This is a genomic window from Enterococcus sp. AZ179 (genome assembly GCF_050498885.1).
GTDB classification, from domain to species: Bacteria; Bacillota; Bacilli; order Lactobacillales; family Enterococcaceae; genus Enterococcus_D; species Enterococcus_D entomosocium.
On the sequence record NZ_JBMHEO010000001.1, the window covers coordinates 3,371,600 to 3,386,522 of the forward strand.

Below are 14,923 nucleotides of genomic sequence, written 5' to 3' on the forward strand. Positions count from 1 at the left end.
CTTGCTATTTACATAGTTTAATGATTAGATAATTCTTAGGCACTACTGAAATGCTTCATTGCTTCATTTCAACGAAAAAAGGAGTTACAGATGAAATACTATAATGCTTTTCTTCAAAATCTTGTGTTGCGGCGCTGGACGGTCTTGTTTATGCTTGCGGGCATTCTTTTTTTGTTTCGCAGTATGATGACCATTCTTTTGCTGACCTTTATCTTTACGTATTTGATTTATCGGCTGGTTCTTTTGCTCCATCGAAAAAGTCATCTGCCCATCAAGCTTACGAGCATCCTGACTTACAGCTTGATTGTTTTTATTCTTTATTTAGTAGCAACAAATTATGTACCAATCATCATCAAACAATCCGTCCAATTAGTCAATTCCGTTGCTGATTTCTACCAACGGACAGACTCCAATAATGAATTGATCGAATATGTCTTGAATTTATTGCAAACCAGTGAATATATTCAGAAATTACAAAGCGGCGTTCTAGTCGTGATCAATTATCTGTATAATTTCGGTGAGTTGGCATTGACGGTGCTGATCTCATTTCTGCTTAGTTTCTTCTTTATGATCGATAACAAAAAGACCGTTGCGTTTTCTCGGCTGTTTTTGCAAGGGCGAGGGGCGTGGTTCTTTGAAGATGTTTACTATTTAGGAGCTAAGTTTACGCGTGCTTTCGGAAATGTGATTGAGACGCAGTTGGTGATCGCCTTAGTTAATACAGCAATCACTGTCTTCGCCTTAGCGGTGATGGGCTTTCCGCAGCTGTTGAGTTTGGCGTTGATGATTTTCTTTCTCAGCTTGATTCCTGTTGCTGGTGTGATCATCTCGTGTATTCCATTGACGTTTATTGCCTATTCCATCGGCGGATTTAATGACGTGATCTATATTCTTTTGATCATAGTATTTGTTCATGCGTTGGAATCCTATATCTTAAATCCCCGCTTGATGGCCAATAAAACAGAGATTCCGATGTTTTACACGTTTATTCTCCTGTATCTTAGCGAACATCTCTTTGGTTTGTGGGGCTTGATCATTGGGATCCCATTGTTTACTTTCTTTTTAGATTTAATGAATGTGAAAGAGATTCCGCGATTGCGTAAAAAAACCGATGACACCTTGCAGGACCAATAAAATGATTGCTGTAAAGGATGGCAATTGATAGAAAAACCATCTCTGCCGATGAAAGGCGAGATGGCTTTTTTATTTCGCAGCAATTTTTTTCGTAAAGGAGACAAAGCAGATTGCTGAAGAGGTGCTTTGAAACCTGCCTGTTTGGGAATACCCCAAAGAATGATAAAAGTGAACCAGCTTGGGTTCTTGCAGGATCGTATTCAAATGTATCGTATCTGTTTGTACGTTCCTTTCAATCAAGGTCATTGCTTGTCTACCGATCCCGCGGTTCTCGTAGGAGGGAAGAAGGGCGATGGAAGATAGCTTCGTCGTATGCTCCTGCTCAACCGTCAGTTTTAGGAAGCCCACGGTTTTCTGAGCGGTCATGATTAAATAATAAGTGGTATTCGACGCAGAAAACTTTGCGTTTAGCTTCTCAAAACTTTGTAAATAGGGAGAAGTTTCTCCATCTTGATAACGGAGAAAGAGAGATTTGAAGGCAGCTTTTTGTATCAAGTAGATAGAAAGTAAATCGGAAAGCTTCGCTTCTTTAAGCTGAATGAGCATGCACACCTCCATAAAAAGTCAGACATCATTTGTTGAAAGACATTGATTCGGTATAGAAGGTCCTGATGAAAAAGCCATCGAAGAGCAGTCTTTCATTGGCTCGTTTCCGTTTTGATCCTTCCCTCAACCAGAGGTTCAAAAACGAAGAGATCCGCAGGGCTTCGTGCCAACGGTGTTTTATTGAAAAAGATCATTTATCGATGTAACCAAGTCGTCATAGGTTTGACCGGTAGCGATTGCATAAACGGAAAGCAAAAAGACGAGGGCTGCTGCCAGCACGTAAAAAATTCGGAGGCGATAACCGACACCTGTCCGGCGATTTTTTACAAAAGTAAAAATCGTCACAGCTAGATAAGCGAAGGTCAATAAACAAATAAGATAAGTAATAATTTCTGGTGTCATGGGCGTTTTCCTTTCTTTTTCTATTTGTATAAAAATATACTCAATAAATATAATATAACCATTTCGATACCGTCAAAGAAAGCGCTCAATTTTTGATACAAAAAACTGACCGAGTGGTAGCCACTGGTCAGTTCTATTCAAAAACGATGGGGCATGATCTTAATTGTCTTTTTTTTCCGCATCTAGCAAGCTTCTTAGTTCATCTGCTAAAGCGATACAGGCAATACTATCCGTTAAGGACATCAGGGAATTTTCGAGTTGTCCTTGTGCAAGAGCGGTGTGAACTGCTTGAATCTCTGAATGGAAATCATCGATCTCGTACCCAATATCATAGACCGTGTCTTCTTGGTCAATCGTCACGGTAAAAGAAGCGGGGCGATGGAAGTTGGGGATCGTGATTTTCCCTTTTGTTCCTTGTAATTCCGCCACCGTCTCTTTTGTTTGGTCAAATCCAGTCTCAATCACTGCAACAAAGTCTTCACTGACAAAGCGTGCTTCAACATAGGTATCAACCCCAGTTTCATAAAGGCTGTAATCGATCATTTCGGCAGTTAAATTTTCTGGTGAAAAATCTTGGATAAAGGCTAAGTTATAGATCCCCATATCCAGTAAAGCACCCCCTTGTTTTGGCAGATAATGGTAAGAACTGCCTTCGACTGGTAAATGGCGGCGAAAAGTAGTCGTGACACTTGTTAGCTCACCGATATGACCACCATCCACAAGTTCTTTTAGTTTGCGATACGCTGGGGTGAAGCGTGGCTTCATGGCTTCCATAAAGAAGACTTCGTGTGCTTGGGCTTGTTTTTGTACATCGCGCATTTCTTGTGCAGTCAAGGTTGCTGGTTTTTCACATAAAACAGCTTTTTTTGCTTGAAAGGCTTTGATGATCCATTCATAGTGATACAAATGCGGCAAAGCAATATAAACGACATCGATAGCTGGATCATCTAATAGGTTTTGGTAGTTATCAAAGACGGCATCACACGGAAATTTTGCTTGAAACGCTTGCGCTTTTTCCATCGTACGACAAGCAACCCCATAAAGCTGGGCATCTTGAAAATTTTCTAAACTTGCAGCAAAGCGATTGGCGATATTTCCGGCACCAATAATTCCCCAATTGATCATTTCATTTCCCTCTTTTCTTCAGTTGACGGGTATTCTGAGAGAATCCCTGATTCCAAAACAGATTGTTTTTTTCTTAACTCGACAATATTTTTTTGATATTCTTTGGCATACAGCAAGGCAAACAGTGAATCTAAAATATACTCAAAGGCGACCTGTGAAGAAAAGGTACCGACTTTGAGAAAATCACGTTCATCATGAGAAGCGATGATCGCATGGGTCGCTAATGGGATGATTTTCGCATGGGCGTTGCCAGAGATTACGATCACTGGTACCCCAACATCACGAAAGTGTTGCATGATTTTTTCGTATTGTGTATTTTTCCCACGATAGGTAATAAACACGGCACAATCATTTTGCGTGACGTTCGATGCATTCCACGCATCATCCCCATATTCATCCGCAATGATCAGATACTTATTGATTTTGACCAACTTATTTTGAAAACTTCTTGCCCGGATCTGAGAATCACCGCGAGCAAATAAGAAAATCCGCTGCGCAGCTTCCAACGATTGCACCACTGCTTCCATCGTTTCTGGAGCGACCTGAGCGTGGGTTTTGTGGATCGAGTTGATCGTTAGATCGGCCATTTTTTTCATAATATCAGGTGTTTGATCCTTGGGCGAAAAGGGAAAATTCGCGTCAACAAAGGTTGGGTTGAACATCTGATTATGGGCAATTTCAGCCAGACCTAAGCGAAAACTTTTAAATCCTTCATACCCCATCTTTTTGGCTAGACGAATGACGGAAGAGTGGGATGTGTATGTATGCTTAGCGATGACTTCAATCGTCAACGAAGGCACATCATTGATATTTTGCAAAATATAATCGGCAATCCGCTTCTCCGTATTGGTCAATCCTTCTTGAAGCCGTAATTTATCTCCTAATAACATCAAACCACCTCTTTCTAATCATAGCCTAGGACAAAGAAAACCAAAAGCAAAAACTGTGCCTTTTTGGCAATTTGGTAAAAATGTTCAGAACCACTCAACAGTTTGCGAAAAAGTCTGGTCAAAAGAACCTGTTTTTGGCAAAAGACTTCCCATTTCGAAGGATTTCATCAATAATCAAGCTATCAATTCATAGGAGGCGTTACAATGTTAACTATCGCATATCTCGGAAACGGAAAAAGCACCAATCGCTACCATCTGCCTTTTTCAACCAAGCTGCAGGATAAGATCAAAGTAAAGACGATCTATTCACCAAGCGGCAAGCTGACCTGGCCAACACTAGAAGGCGTTCATTACACCTCTGACTTAGAGGATATCTACCGTGATCCTGAAATTCAATTAGTTGTGGTCACGACCCCCAGTCATTTGCATTATGAATTAGGCAAGGATGTCTTGCTCCATGGGAAAAATGTCTTGATCGAAAAACCTTTTACGGAAACTTCGGCACAAGCAAAGGAATTGTTCGCACTGGCGCAAGAGAAAGGCTTATTTGTGCAATGCTATCAAAATCGCCGCTTTGATTCCGATTTTTTGACTACGCAAAAAGTGATCGAAAGCGGCGTGCTCGGAGATCTCTTAGAAGTAGAGATGCATTATGATTATTTTCGTCCAGAGATTCCACGGTCAGTGACCGAATTTTCATTGAATACTAGCTACTTGTACGGACACGCTTGTCATACACTGGACCAAGTGATCTCCTATTTTGGACAACCAGACGATGTCCATTATGAGGTTCGGCAATTGCTTGGAAAAAATCGCATGAATGATTACTTCGATTTGGATCTGTTTTATGGTCGAATGAAAGTCTCTGTCAAATCTAGTTACTTCCGATTAAAAGAGCGGCCTAGTTTTGTCGTTTATGGCGAAAACGGCGTTTTTGTAAAACAAACGAAGGATCGACAAGAAGAGCATCTAAAACAGTTTTATCTCCCAGATCATGCCGATTTTGGGATTGATTTGCCAGAGCACTATGGCACACTAACTTATATGGATGCTAACGGTGACTACCATGAAGAAAAAGTCATCTCTGAAATTGGTGATTATAGCCGTGTGTACGAGGGCGTCTATGAAACGATCATCCATGGCAAAGAGAAAATCGTGAAAGACGAAGAAACGATTTTACAAATCGAAATGCTAGAAACAGGCATCAATCAAATGATCACTGAGTCATAAGGCAGAGTGATTACGAGGCTTTTGACAAACAAAGCGCCTGAAGGCATCAACTGACTCAACGTAAAGGAGTAGATACGAATCGAATCTTCAGAAATCCTGCAAGAAGAACAGCAGCTGCAGTTTGCTCATTTTGACAATGACCTCGCATTGCGATTGGTAATTGCCATTGATCAGTACGTTAAAAGGAACTACCCGAAGCCTGTAGGGATCAAAGTTGTTCATCATGGCTTGCCGATCATTCGATTTTTAATGGCAGGGCGAAAAGAAAGCCCTTGGCTTGAAAGAAAAGAACGAACGGTACTAGAAAGCGGGCATAGTTCACTATACGTCTATGCGCAAAAAGATAGAGATATACAATTTGCTAAATGGGCACAAGACGAACATTATGCAGTTTGTGGTGGTGGTTTTCCAATTATCGAAGATAGAGAAGTCACTGGTGCTATCTGTGTGTCAGGTTTGGCCCATTTAGAGGATCATAAAGTGATCACCGAGGTATTGAAACAAATGATCTAAGAAGATAGAAAAGGGGAAGCAAGATGAACTTAGCGATTTTAGGGGCAGGCATGATCGTCCATGATTTTTTGACGGTGGCAGGGGATGTCCCGCAGCTTGAACTGTCCGCTATTTTTGGGACAGAAAATGATTTAGAGAAAATGAATCACTTAAAACAGCAATACGGGATTCAAACCGTCTATACAGAGTTAGGGGCATGTTTGGCGGATCCCTCCGTTGACACCGTGTATGTCGCATTGCCCAATCATTTGCATTATTCCTTTGCCAAAGAAGCGATCCTCGCTGGCAAACACGTCATTTGTGAAAAGCCATTTACGTTGCAGGCACGAGAATTAGTAGAATTAACAGAATTGGCTGCTGCCCATGGGGTGCTTTTGATGGAAGCCATCACGAATCAGTACTTAGCCAACTACCAAGGAATAAAAGCGCAGCTTGAAACATTGGGAGAGCTGAAAGTGATTGAATGCAACTATTCGCAATATTCTTCTCGTTATGATTCATTCAAAGAGGGAACCGTTTTACCTGCATTTAACCCAAAAATGGGTGGTGGGGCATTGATGGATATCAATATCTATAATATTCATTTTGTGGTCGGGCTTTTAGGAAAACCTAAAAGTGTCCGCTATTTTGCTAATGTCGAAGAGGGGATCGATACTTCTGGCATGCTGTTTTTAGACTATGAACAAACAAAAGTCGTTTGTATTGGCGCCAAAGATTCGACAGCGACGATTCGCTCAACGATCCAAGGGACGAAAGGATCGATCATCGTCAATGGGCCGACGAATATGCTTGCCAGCTATGACGTTGAACCGGTCAATGGGGAAAAAATCCATCAGGATCAAAGCGTTCACGGACATCGTATGTTTGAAGAATTCGCCCGTTTTGCACAAGCCATTCACGAAAATGATCATGTCTTTGTCAAGGAACGCCTTGCACATAGCAAGCTGGTGATGGAAGTAGTGGAAAAAGCATTGGCAGATGCCCAGATCGTATTAGGATAATCGCATCAATGTGGAAAGACACCAGCTTCTTAGAGAAGTTGCTGGTGTCTTTGTCTGTTGTCTTATTTTTTCTTCTTTAAACTCAATAAGGTTAGTGGGATACCCAAGGTGAGATAGCCGACAATTGTCATCAAACAGACGACCAGCCAAAAGTTATCTACTGCTAGAAACGCAATCAGGCCATAGGCCACCAGAATCGAGAGGAAATAAAAAAGAAAGAGCTGAAAAAAACGTTTAAAACTCACAGTCATTCATTCTCCTTTGTCGTTAAACTGACAAGAAAAGTATACCATATCAAACGCAATTTTAAGGGATGATTGTGATCATTCGCAGGAGCCGTTAAAGGCGAATTGTTTTGTGGGCTGACCGTGATTCGCTATACTTGAAGGGAAGAGAAAGAGCAGGATTTTTTTAAGAGAAGGAGGAGACAGATGAAAAAGGTGGATGTACTGATTATCGGAGCGGGTCCAGCTGGTACGGCTGCTGCCTACGGGTTAAAAGCCAAAGGAAAGACAGTGGCGATCGTCGAAGCTGATTTATGGGGTGGCACGTGCCCCAATCGCGGGTGCGATCCGAAAAAACTACTGATGCGAGGCGTAGAAGTCAAAACAGAGGCGAAACGTATGCAAGGCAATGGCGTTCAAGGGCAGGTAGCCATTGATTGGCCGGCACTGATGGCGTTTAAGCGCTCGTATACTGATCGTGTGCCGGAGTCAACCAAACAAGGGTTACTAGCAGAAGGAATCACTACTTACTACGGACAAGCCGCTTTTCGTGATGCCCATACGGTCGTCGTGGACGCCGAAGAGATTCAAGCAGAAAAAATAATCATTGCGACAGGACAGCGTCCAGCCGTACTACCAATCGTCGGCAAGGAGCATTTACAAAACAGTAGTGATTTTCTTTCCTTTGAAAAGATGCCAGCAACGATTGCTTTCATAGGTGCTGGATATATTACCTTCGAATTGGCGATGATCGCTCAAGCAGCAGGTGCTGAAGTTCATGTGATTCATCATAATGACCAGCCACTAAAAGGATTTGAAGCTGAATTGACCGCAGAAATGGTTCGTTCAATGCAGGACCAAGGTGTTTCGTTTCACTTTAACCAGAACACACAGCGAATCATGAAAGAACAAAACCACTATACAATTCAGACACAAGCGTTGTCTCTCACCGTAGAAGCAGTGATTGGTGCCACGGGACGCAGACCCAATAGCGATCAGCTGCAACTGGAAAAGGCAGGGGTAGAAACGTCAAAACAAGGGATCGTTGTAAATGAGTTTTTGCAGACTAGTCAAACACACATCTACGCAATCGGAGATGTGCTAGCGAAAAAGCAGCCAAAACTGACGCCTGTTGCTAGCTTTGAAGCCGCCTATCTTGTCGAGCATATAGATGACCAGAAAACGCCCATCCGCTATCCGCTAATCCCTACGCTGGTTTTTGGTGCGGAAAAACTGGCAAGAATCGGAATCAGTGAGCAAGAGATTGCCGATCATGCCTCAGAATATCATAGCGAGGTGATGGATCTTTCTTCTTGGTACACCTATCGACGAATCAATGATCAAGAGGCAAAAATCAAATTGGTTTATGACACATCTGATACAATCGTTGCTGTCACGATTTTTTCTGCATTGGCGGATGAGTTGATCAACCACTTCGTTTTTGTGTTGGAAAATCAGCTATCGAAAGAAGCACTGGCACAAATGATTTTTGCCTACCCCACACCTGCTAGCGATTTGTCCTATTTTCTATAAATAAACAAACAAGCCTGCGCTAGTTTCCGCTAGCACAGGCTCTAAATTATTATGTCCGTATTGACTATAGTCTGCCAACCTTAAATGAACCTTAAAGTTAGGCTGGGTTTCATTTAAGCAATGTCTTTGTTTTCTAGTAACCCTAGGTTTAGGCTTTTTTTGAAAGCCGACGGACAGCAACAATCAGTACGATCGATGACAAGAAGAGTCCGATCAAATAGATGATGAAAATAAAATCCGGCTCATAATGCCGATAATTGAATATTTTTATCATAAAAAAGAGAAACGGGATCGCTGCAATAAGGGTTGAAACGAAACGTTTCCGCCATTGTATGAAAAACGATCCAATCACTAGAAAAAGACAAAATGGGACCCAGAAGATCAGATGTCCGATAAGTTCGATTTTTCACACCTCCTAGCAAGTAAAATCATCATAACGTTTCTTCCTAAAAAGCAAGCGTGAATGAAAAAATAATCCCATTAGGCACGTATGAAATTATGAGTGGAGTCTTCTGAAAAGTTCACAAGAAATCTGAGAATTTCAAAAGGAAATGAAAATCGAGCAATTAGGAATGTCCCAATAGTCCGAGACAAGAAAGCACCTGTTGCAGCATTCGTTTTCACTTGAATCCTGCAAGAGGTGCTCTTCCGTAGAAAATCTGGTGCTTTATTCAATTGATATCAAAGAAATGATTAGGAAGGAACGGCAGTCTTTTTTTATGGCAAGATATTCTTACTATACAAAAGGGAAATGATCATACCTATATCCAATAGATCCTTATAATAAAATCCTTTCAGTGGACCAAAGTGTAAGAAAAATCCGAGAATCAGTAATACAAACAGCAGCAGGAAGAGCAGGTTGAAAATGGTCATCAAGCGAAAACTGAAATGCCAATTACTCAAGAAATACTGATATTTGGCTGCTCTGTAAATTTTGTTTTGAATTGGAATTTTCTTGAGTGCAGGGATCGATTCATGATAGGACGTAAATAATTCGTAGTCTTTTTTCGTCAGCACTTCTGAGAAAATGTGCGTCCCCGCTTGAAAGTCGAAATAGCCCCAATGGAATTGTTCTTTATCCTCTGGTGATTCGTGCTTCATCAGCTTTCTTGGCTTGATGGTGAACGCCTTGATGTTCTCATAGGGGTAACTGAAATAGGTGTTACTTTCTAAATAGTCGATGATGACCAGAAAAAGCATTCGGGTTTCTGTGAAAACCAACAAACGATTGCCGCGGGTATCATGAAAGATGTCACGGTATGCTTTTGCTTTCTCAGTTGTTGCATACGCATAGGCGCCAAGCCCTTGGTTGGCGAAGGCGAGGTTTCCATCTGGCGTCAAAGGCAGATAGCCAAGAATCGTTTCGTCTTTTGCTAAAAGCGTCCGAAGCTCCTCTAATAGATCTTGCAAGAAAACATATTGTTTGGACAGCTCGAAGGTTGTTGCTTTTTCTTGTTCAGTTACTTTTATCAGTGATTTATTTTCATTTAAGACTAACTGTTTAAAATCCATCGATAGTCATCCTTTCTTTTAAGCGTTTGCGGCCACGGGAAAGACGATTGTAGATTGCTGAGACATTTAAGTCCGTCTGCTCTGCGATGGTTTCGGGTGATTCCTGATAAAAATAGTAGAGCAGAAAGATCCTTTGATCAAGGGCTTCAAGGTCTTCAATAAAGCCCAAAAAGTTTTCCTTTGTTAAAGGTGATTCTTCAATAGCTAGTTCCTGCTCATCAACAGGTTTTTCTTCCAATGAGCGCTTGTTCAACTTTCGCTTTTGGTCAATCGCACGACTACGACTGATCACAAGCAGCCAAGTAATCAAGCGGCTTCTGTCAGGTTGATACGCAGCAATCTTTTGCCAAACCTCGTAAAAAACTTCGTTCGCTACATCTTGGCGCTCGCTCACTTCATGCGGTTGGGAGAGGACACTATGAATCGTCCTCAGCATGCTATCACCATAAACAGCTAACAGTTCTTCTAAGCCGGCATAGTCTTTCTTTTTGATTCGTTTAATGATTTCTTCATCCTGCACCTTTTTCACCCCTTCACACTATATACGAAGAATTTTTGTCTTTTCTATCAGAAAAAGAAAAAAACCTCTGTTAACGAGGTTCATGTTCTTTGGCCATAAGATCTGTTGCTAAGCGCTGTGCCAAATACTCCCAAAGAATGCCACCAAAAAAAGCGCCTATCATATAAAGAGTGGCTGCTTGCAGCTCCAATGGATTATTTGCTAGCCGGAAAGAAAACAGCGAGCCGATGATGAATAGGTAGCTGCCAAAAAGCACTTGCCGCCACGAGCGTTTTTTAACAAACTTGCTAATGAGAAAGGTTGAAAGGATCATCAAGAGAATTTGGATGAATGCCAGAGAAGGAAAAAGTGCAAAGTCAGAAACAACCATTTCCCTCAATTGTTGAATCAAGAAAAAGAAAGCAAAGAGAATGAGCCCGCGTGAGAATATACTAAGCCGCAAGGAAGATATTTTTTTTCGCATTGGTTTACTCCTTGAAAGGTTTTCTTTATTATAGCAAATTTTTAGTTAAACAATGTAAAAAGATGAACGAGAAGGTCTGCAAAAAACTTCTCCTAAGTATGCGCTCTTTTAGTATACTTGAAAGAAACGAGTGGATGGACTCGATACATGAGGAGGATTGCATGCCAATGATTCTTTTTGCACCTGCGGTATTCAACTTGGCTGAAACGACACGGATGATCGAAGTCGCTAAACAAATGCAAGGAAATCACCACTGTGAGTTCTTTGGTTTTTCAAAGACCTTTGCTTCACTTATCATTGAAAGTGGTTTTACGTACCATTTATTGACGCCGACTCTGACAGAAAAACAAGAGGAACAGATCATAAAATTAGATCAACTGCGCTCATTCAAAAATCCCTTCACCAAAGAGATGGTTGCTGCGCGTATCCTGAGCGAAAAAAAACTGGTCGACAAGCTTGCTCCTCAGGTGATTGTAACTGGATCGAATGTCACGATCTTTCTATCTGCTCGCAGCAAACAGATTCCCTTAGTCTACGTAAAACCCTATGCGATGAGTGATCCCTTTTTTCGATCAGATAGCGCGTTTATCCCTTCTAGTTTGCGTTTCTTCGGACCGTTAAGGAAACCACTTTGGTATTGGACAAGAAAACAATTGGTAAAATCCCGCTGGATGCCCCGAGCATTCAAACACGCTGCCCAAACAGAAAAACTTTCTATGCCTGAAACGAGCTTACGAATGATGGACGCTGATTTAAATCTCATCACCACTCCTGAACGCTTTATAACAAAAGAGCTGCTGCCAGATAATTATCGAATCGTGGGGCCGATTTTTGCCAAGATGGGGGCGTCCTTGCCAGAAGAAGTGTTGACTTTTATTGAACAAAAGCGGCGGGAAAGAAAACGAATCGTTTATTTTGCAATGGGCAGTTCGGGGAATCCGCGCATGGTGCGAAAAATCTTAGCTTTCTTACAAAACCGTTCGGAACTAGCGATCATTGCTCCGGTTACTCATCTACTCAAGGGGAAACACAACGTCTCAAAGAATTTGTTCCTGACCGAATATCTGCCAAGTCATCTATTGCATGAGCATATCGATTTTTCTTTTATCCATGGTGGGGAAGGGACTGTTCAAACAGCTTGTGCCTCTGGGAAGCCGTTTATCGGAATCGGGATGCACTATGAGCAAAGCTGCAATATTCAGTACTGCGTGGCGTATGGCAATGCAATTGCACTGACAAAACCAGTAACTGAGAAAAAGCTGGAAACTGCTCTGACAGAGGTTGGAGATCTGAAGATTTGCCAACAAGCCTGCCAGCTAAAGAATCATTTCCCGACAAATGGTCCTCAGAAGGCGATGCAGGAGATTGAGCACTTTTTAGAAATAAACAATAGTGATTATCATTGAGATAATCACTATTGTTTAATAGAGATCTAATAGCATCAGCAAACCTGGGACCCACGTAGTGAAGATACCGCAAGCGATCGCAAAATAATGAATCTTACGACCAAAGTTTACCTTCACGATCGTATCCAAAAAGCCGCAAAACCATAATGCTCCCCATGTTAACCAAATCAGTGCAAAAAGGGGATCTTGCTCCCATTGCCAAGAGACCCAGGCAAAAGGCAAGGTATTGATGGCTACGAATAGCGCAAAAATTCCATAAATCCGTAGATCCAAACCAAAGAGATAAATAATTCCTACTAGTAAATACGTGAAGGCAAAGAGAAAGCCTGTGCCTGCTTCATAATAAGCACCTTGGAGCATATAGATTAGATTGATAATGAAAGATAACGAACCTGTAAAAAGATTAATTAAAGCAAGTGAACGATAGTCAATGTGAAGTAAACTTCCCCAGCCGTTGATTATCAAAGTAATTCCTACAAAAAATAAGCCGATCCCTAACATAAAATCCTCCTTTACTTAAATTTAGAATAACAAATTCCAAGAAAAAATAATACCTTTATTTATTTTTATGTCAATAAAAAGGAAAATAATTTTCAAATTTACTATTTTTTGCTGTTAAATTTGATAAAATCAATAACAAAGAGCGCTGCTTGCCGATGTTTTTCTCGTTAAGGGGAAAATTCCAGCGTTTAAAAGGAACTTTAACTCGTTGGAAGAATGGGAAAAGAGAGAGGAACAATAGATTTTCAGTGTATTAATTGGACAAAAAGCTGACGAGGCAGTAGCTTATCGGTTTTTACGAATTTGCAGCAGTGAAGACTGTTTTGCGGAAAGGAGGAATTATGCCGAGAAAAGATCGAATCTTACTTTTTATTGACGAATATATGCAAGCTCAAGGTTGCGCACCTACCATACGAGAAATCTGTGCCAATGAAGAGATAAAAACAACTTCTTTGGTTTATCGTCATTTATTGCGTCTTGAAAAAAGAGGCCTGATTTACCGAGCTTATCGCTTTAAGTCACGTTCGGTTCGTTTTACAGACGAAGGGAAGGCCTATGTCAAAGTGTTGCGACAAGCACAAGCCAACGAAGAATAAATAAAACCAAAATAAAAAAGCCTAAGGCTTTTTTATTTTGGTGCACGGTAGCCGGCAGCTTCCGCTTCAGCGATGGTTTTGAACCATTCTTTCGGGTTGGTAGTATCCTCGTAGTATTTAGATCCGGGCAAATGATAGATGCCGCTTCTTGATCCTTTGATCAAACCGTTTCCTTGTTGATCGACATATTCTTTCTGTTTTTCCTCTGTTTCACTGCTTTGAGAAGTGGCTGTTGTCGTGTTGTTTTCACTACTTGTAGCATTCTCCGGCTGCGTCATATCTTCGTTGGAAATCTCGCTGCTACCATCCGCATAGTTGATTGTGACACCATCTTGGATGTTGAAGATATAATAGTTGAATTGGATCGTATCCTCGCCAATAGATTGGGCTTGCATCTGTACCCCACGGGCAACCAGCTCGTCATCGCGATAGATCGGGGTGACGGAATATCGGACATAATGATTTTTATCTTGCTTGAGATAATAGTTGATATCCATTTCTAAGCGCAACATCTCGGGATTGTTCAACTGACTTGTCCCTGTGATCAGATTCTTCCAGTTTGCATTTTCGCCAGCTAAAGCAAAGCCAATCAAGTGGGTTCGATTATATAAATATTTCCCATTAGGGAGCTGTTTATTACGCCAACCTGTCGGTTTTACACTGGAAATATCGCCACGCTTTTCCGTGGGCATCAAGGATTGATTCAACATTGCTTCAGCAGAGGTCGCACGATTGAGGTGATCGAGGTCGCCGTATGCTTCCCAGGCGCCATTTTCAAGGGAAAGATCATCTTCTGAAAACTCAGGAATGTTCTGATTGACTTCAATCGTTTGGGTGCCTTGGTAAGTTAACTGTGCCAGCTCATCTGCACGAATATCCTTAGCAGAAGTGATTGCCACTTCTGATGATGGTGTTTTGTGATTTGGGAATAGATCATTACTGTGTAGGAGACTAAATCCGACTGCTGCGAGTGCGAGAAGCGCAGTGACCGATCCGATAAATGTTTTTTTCTTTGCCATCTTTTTTTGCCTCTCTTTTCATTGATGTATAGTTAGCATAAACGGGGAGTAAAAAAACTGCAACCCATTCATCATACCATTTGCATGGAGCGTTTTACAGAACTTTCAGGTTTCTTTTGCTTTTTGATCTCAAATGTTCTTAACCCACTTTCTTTACCAAGGGAACATGCCTGAATGGTTTTTTTTATTTGCAAGTCAAATTTTTCATGTTTTAAAAAAACTATGTGATATAATGAATAAAGTTGTTGCTATTTCCCTTTGATGCTTGTTTTAATAACAGGCATCTCCAGCTGCGGAACGAAATTTCA

General features: G+C 41.3%; 17 protein-coding genes. 7 read left to right on the forward strand and 10 right to left on the reverse strand.

Annotated elements, in window-relative coordinates:
- The first annotated feature begins 90 nt into the window (after nucleotides 1-90).
- Nucleotides 91-1,134, forward strand: coding sequence for an AI-2E family transporter (locus IGI88_RS15825; protein WP_008379977.1), 1,044 nt, complete (start codon nucleotides 91-93; stop codon nucleotides 1,132-1,134).
- Between the two features lie 69 nt (nucleotides 1,135-1,203).
- Here IGI88_RS15825 and IGI88_RS15830 read toward each other — a convergent pair whose 3' ends face one another.
- From IGI88_RS15830 to IGI88_RS15845, 4 genes are all read right to left on the reverse strand, one after another.
- Entirely contained in the window at nucleotides 1,204-1,680 is a 477-nt protein-coding gene (locus IGI88_RS15830) for a GNAT family N-acetyltransferase (RefSeq protein ID WP_008379975.1), read from the reverse strand.
- 177 nt (nucleotides 1,681-1,857) lie between these two features.
- On the reverse strand, nucleotides 1,858-2,082 hold the full coding sequence (locus IGI88_RS15835) for a hypothetical protein (RefSeq protein WP_139960268.1): 225 nt from the start codon (nucleotides 2,080-2,082) through the stop codon (nucleotides 1,858-1,860).
- A 159-nt stretch (nucleotides 2,083-2,241) separates the two neighbouring features.
- On the reverse strand, nucleotides 2,242-3,207 hold the full coding sequence (locus tag IGI88_RS15840; protein ID WP_139960267.1) for a Gfo/Idh/MocA family protein: 966 nt from the start codon (nucleotides 3,205-3,207) through the stop codon (nucleotides 2,242-2,244).
- Nucleotides 3,204-4,097, reverse strand: coding sequence for a MurR/RpiR family transcriptional regulator (locus IGI88_RS15845; protein WP_005235904.1), 894 nt, complete (start codon nucleotides 4,095-4,097; stop codon nucleotides 3,204-3,206). The genes IGI88_RS15840 and IGI88_RS15845 overlap by 4 nt, the downstream gene beginning before the upstream one ends.
- Before the next feature lie 204 nt (nucleotides 4,098-4,301).
- Between IGI88_RS15845 and IGI88_RS15850 the strand changes: the two genes are divergently transcribed.
- From IGI88_RS15850 to IGI88_RS15860, 3 genes are all read left to right on the forward strand, one after another.
- Nucleotides 4,302-5,327, forward strand: coding sequence for a Gfo/Idh/MocA family oxidoreductase (locus tag IGI88_RS15850; protein WP_086316136.1), 1,026 nt, complete (start codon nucleotides 4,302-4,304; stop codon nucleotides 5,325-5,327).
- A gap of 114 nt (nucleotides 5,328-5,441) precedes the next feature.
- Nucleotides 5,442-5,840: a heme-binding protein gene (locus IGI88_RS15855; RefSeq protein ID WP_080555181.1), complete on the forward strand. Its 399-nt coding sequence runs from the start codon at nucleotides 5,442-5,444 to the stop codon at nucleotides 5,838-5,840.
- Nucleotides 5,841-5,863: 23 nt separating this feature from the next.
- On the forward strand, nucleotides 5,864-6,841 hold the full coding sequence (locus IGI88_RS15860) for a Gfo/Idh/MocA family protein (RefSeq protein ID WP_086299430.1): 978 nt from the start codon (nucleotides 5,864-5,866) through the stop codon (nucleotides 6,839-6,841).
- 62 nt (nucleotides 6,842-6,903) lie between these two features.
- On the opposite strand, the gene IGI88_RS15865 is transcribed toward IGI88_RS15860, so the two are convergent.
- Nucleotides 6,904-7,092: a hypothetical protein gene (locus tag IGI88_RS15865; protein WP_005226063.1), complete on the reverse strand. Its 189-nt coding sequence runs from the start codon at nucleotides 7,090-7,092 to the stop codon at nucleotides 6,904-6,906.
- Between the two features lie 180 nt (nucleotides 7,093-7,272).
- On the opposite strand from IGI88_RS15865, the gene IGI88_RS15870 reads away from it, so the two are divergent.
- Nucleotides 7,273-8,598 carry a dihydrolipoyl dehydrogenase family protein gene (locus tag IGI88_RS15870; protein ID WP_429960775.1) on the forward strand — a complete coding sequence of 442 codons (1,326 nt, stop codon included), beginning with the start codon at nucleotides 7,273-7,275 and terminating at the stop codon, nucleotides 8,596-8,598.
- 717 nt (nucleotides 8,599-9,315) lie between these two features.
- Here IGI88_RS15870 and IGI88_RS15875 read toward each other — a convergent pair.
- The 3 genes from IGI88_RS15875 to IGI88_RS15885 all read right to left on the reverse strand — a co-directional run bounded on the left by IGI88_RS15875 (nucleotide 9,316) and on the right by IGI88_RS15885 (nucleotide 11,093).
- A complete protein-coding gene (locus IGI88_RS15875; RefSeq protein ID WP_005235915.1) occupies nucleotides 9,316-10,110 on the reverse strand; it encodes a hypothetical protein in 795 nt (264 codons plus the stop codon).
- Nucleotides 10,100-10,639 carry a sigma-70 family RNA polymerase sigma factor gene (locus tag IGI88_RS15880; protein ID WP_429969534.1) on the reverse strand — a complete coding sequence of 180 codons (540 nt, stop codon included), beginning with the start codon at nucleotides 10,637-10,639 and terminating at the stop codon, nucleotides 10,100-10,102. The genes IGI88_RS15875 and IGI88_RS15880 overlap by 11 nt, the downstream gene beginning before the upstream one ends.
- A 61-nt stretch (nucleotides 10,640-10,700) precedes the next feature.
- Entirely contained in the window at nucleotides 10,701-11,093 is a 393-nt protein-coding gene (locus IGI88_RS15885; protein WP_008379958.1) for a hypothetical protein, read from the reverse strand.
- 161 nt (nucleotides 11,094-11,254) lie between these two features.
- On the opposite strand from IGI88_RS15885, the gene IGI88_RS15890 reads away from it, so the two are divergent.
- On the forward strand, nucleotides 11,255-12,499 hold the full coding sequence (locus IGI88_RS15890; protein ID WP_086332390.1) for a glycosyltransferase: 1,245 nt from the start codon (nucleotides 11,255-11,257) through the stop codon (nucleotides 12,497-12,499).
- Nucleotides 12,500-12,514: 15 nt separating this feature from the next.
- On the opposite strand, the gene IGI88_RS15895 is transcribed toward IGI88_RS15890, so the two are convergent.
- Entirely contained in the window at nucleotides 12,515-13,000 is a 486-nt protein-coding gene (locus IGI88_RS15895) for an AmiS/UreI family transporter (RefSeq protein ID WP_005235922.1), read from the reverse strand.
- 341 nt (nucleotides 13,001-13,341) lie between these two features.
- Between IGI88_RS15895 and IGI88_RS15900 the strand changes: the two genes are divergently transcribed.
- Nucleotides 13,342-13,596 (forward strand): LexA family protein, encoded by a 255-nt coding sequence (locus IGI88_RS15900; protein WP_016620130.1) that lies wholly within the window; start codon nucleotides 13,342-13,344, stop codon nucleotides 13,594-13,596.
- 32 nt (nucleotides 13,597-13,628) lie between these two features.
- On the opposite strand, the gene IGI88_RS15905 is transcribed toward IGI88_RS15900, so the two are convergent.
- Nucleotides 13,629-14,615 carry a DNA/RNA non-specific endonuclease gene (locus tag IGI88_RS15905; RefSeq protein ID WP_016611790.1) on the reverse strand — a complete coding sequence of 329 codons (987 nt, stop codon included), beginning with the start codon at nucleotides 14,613-14,615 and terminating at the stop codon, nucleotides 13,629-13,631.
- Nucleotides 14,616-14,923: the final 308 nt, after the last annotated feature.

Bases quoted from the DNA above. Each gene is read 5' to 3' on its own strand.
- IGI88_RS15825 (WP_008379977.1), top strand. From the start codon at position 91: ATGAAATACTATAATGCTTTTCTTCAAAATCTTGTGTTGCGGCGCTGG.
- IGI88_RS15830 (WP_008379975.1), bottom strand. From the start codon at position 1,680: ATGCTCATTCAGCTTAAAGAAGCGAAGCTTTCCGATTTACTTTCTATC.
- IGI88_RS15835 (WP_139960268.1), bottom strand. From the start codon at position 2,082: ATGACACCAGAAATTATTACTTATCTTATTTGTTTATTGACCTTCGCT.
- IGI88_RS15840 (WP_139960267.1), bottom strand. From the start codon at position 3,207: ATGATCAATTGGGGAATTATTGGTGCCGGAAATATCGCCAATCGCTTT.
- IGI88_RS15845 (WP_005235904.1), bottom strand. From the start codon at position 4,097: ATGTTATTAGGAGATAAATTACGGCTTCAAGAAGGATTGACCAATACG.
- IGI88_RS15850 (WP_086316136.1), top strand. From the start codon at position 4,302: ATGTTAACTATCGCATATCTCGGAAACGGAAAAAGCACCAATCGCTAC.
- IGI88_RS15860 (WP_086299430.1), top strand. From the start codon at position 5,864: ATGAACTTAGCGATTTTAGGGGCAGGCATGATCGTCCATGATTTTTTG.
- IGI88_RS15865 (WP_005226063.1), bottom strand. From the start codon at position 7,092: ATGACTGTGAGTTTTAAACGTTTTTTTCAGCTCTTTCTTTTTTATTTC.
- IGI88_RS15870 (WP_429960775.1), top strand. From the start codon at position 7,273: ATGAAAAAGGTGGATGTACTGATTATCGGAGCGGGTCCAGCTGGTACG.
- IGI88_RS15875 (WP_005235915.1), bottom strand. From the start codon at position 10,110: ATGGATTTTAAACAGTTAGTCTTAAATGAAAATAAATCACTGATAAAA.
- IGI88_RS15885 (WP_008379958.1), bottom strand. From the start codon at position 11,093: ATGCGAAAAAAAATATCTTCCTTGCGGCTTAGTATATTCTCACGCGGG.
- IGI88_RS15890 (WP_086332390.1), top strand. From the start codon at position 11,255: ATGCCAATGATTCTTTTTGCACCTGCGGTATTCAACTTGGCTGAAACG.
- IGI88_RS15895 (WP_005235922.1), bottom strand. From the start codon at position 13,000: ATGTTAGGGATCGGCTTATTTTTTGTAGGAATTACTTTGATAATCAAC.
- IGI88_RS15900 (WP_016620130.1), top strand. From the start codon at position 13,342: ATGCCGAGAAAAGATCGAATCTTACTTTTTATTGACGAATATATGCAA.
- IGI88_RS15905 (WP_016611790.1), bottom strand. From the start codon at position 14,615: ATGGCAAAGAAAAAAACATTTATCGGATCGGTCACTGCGCTTCTCGCA.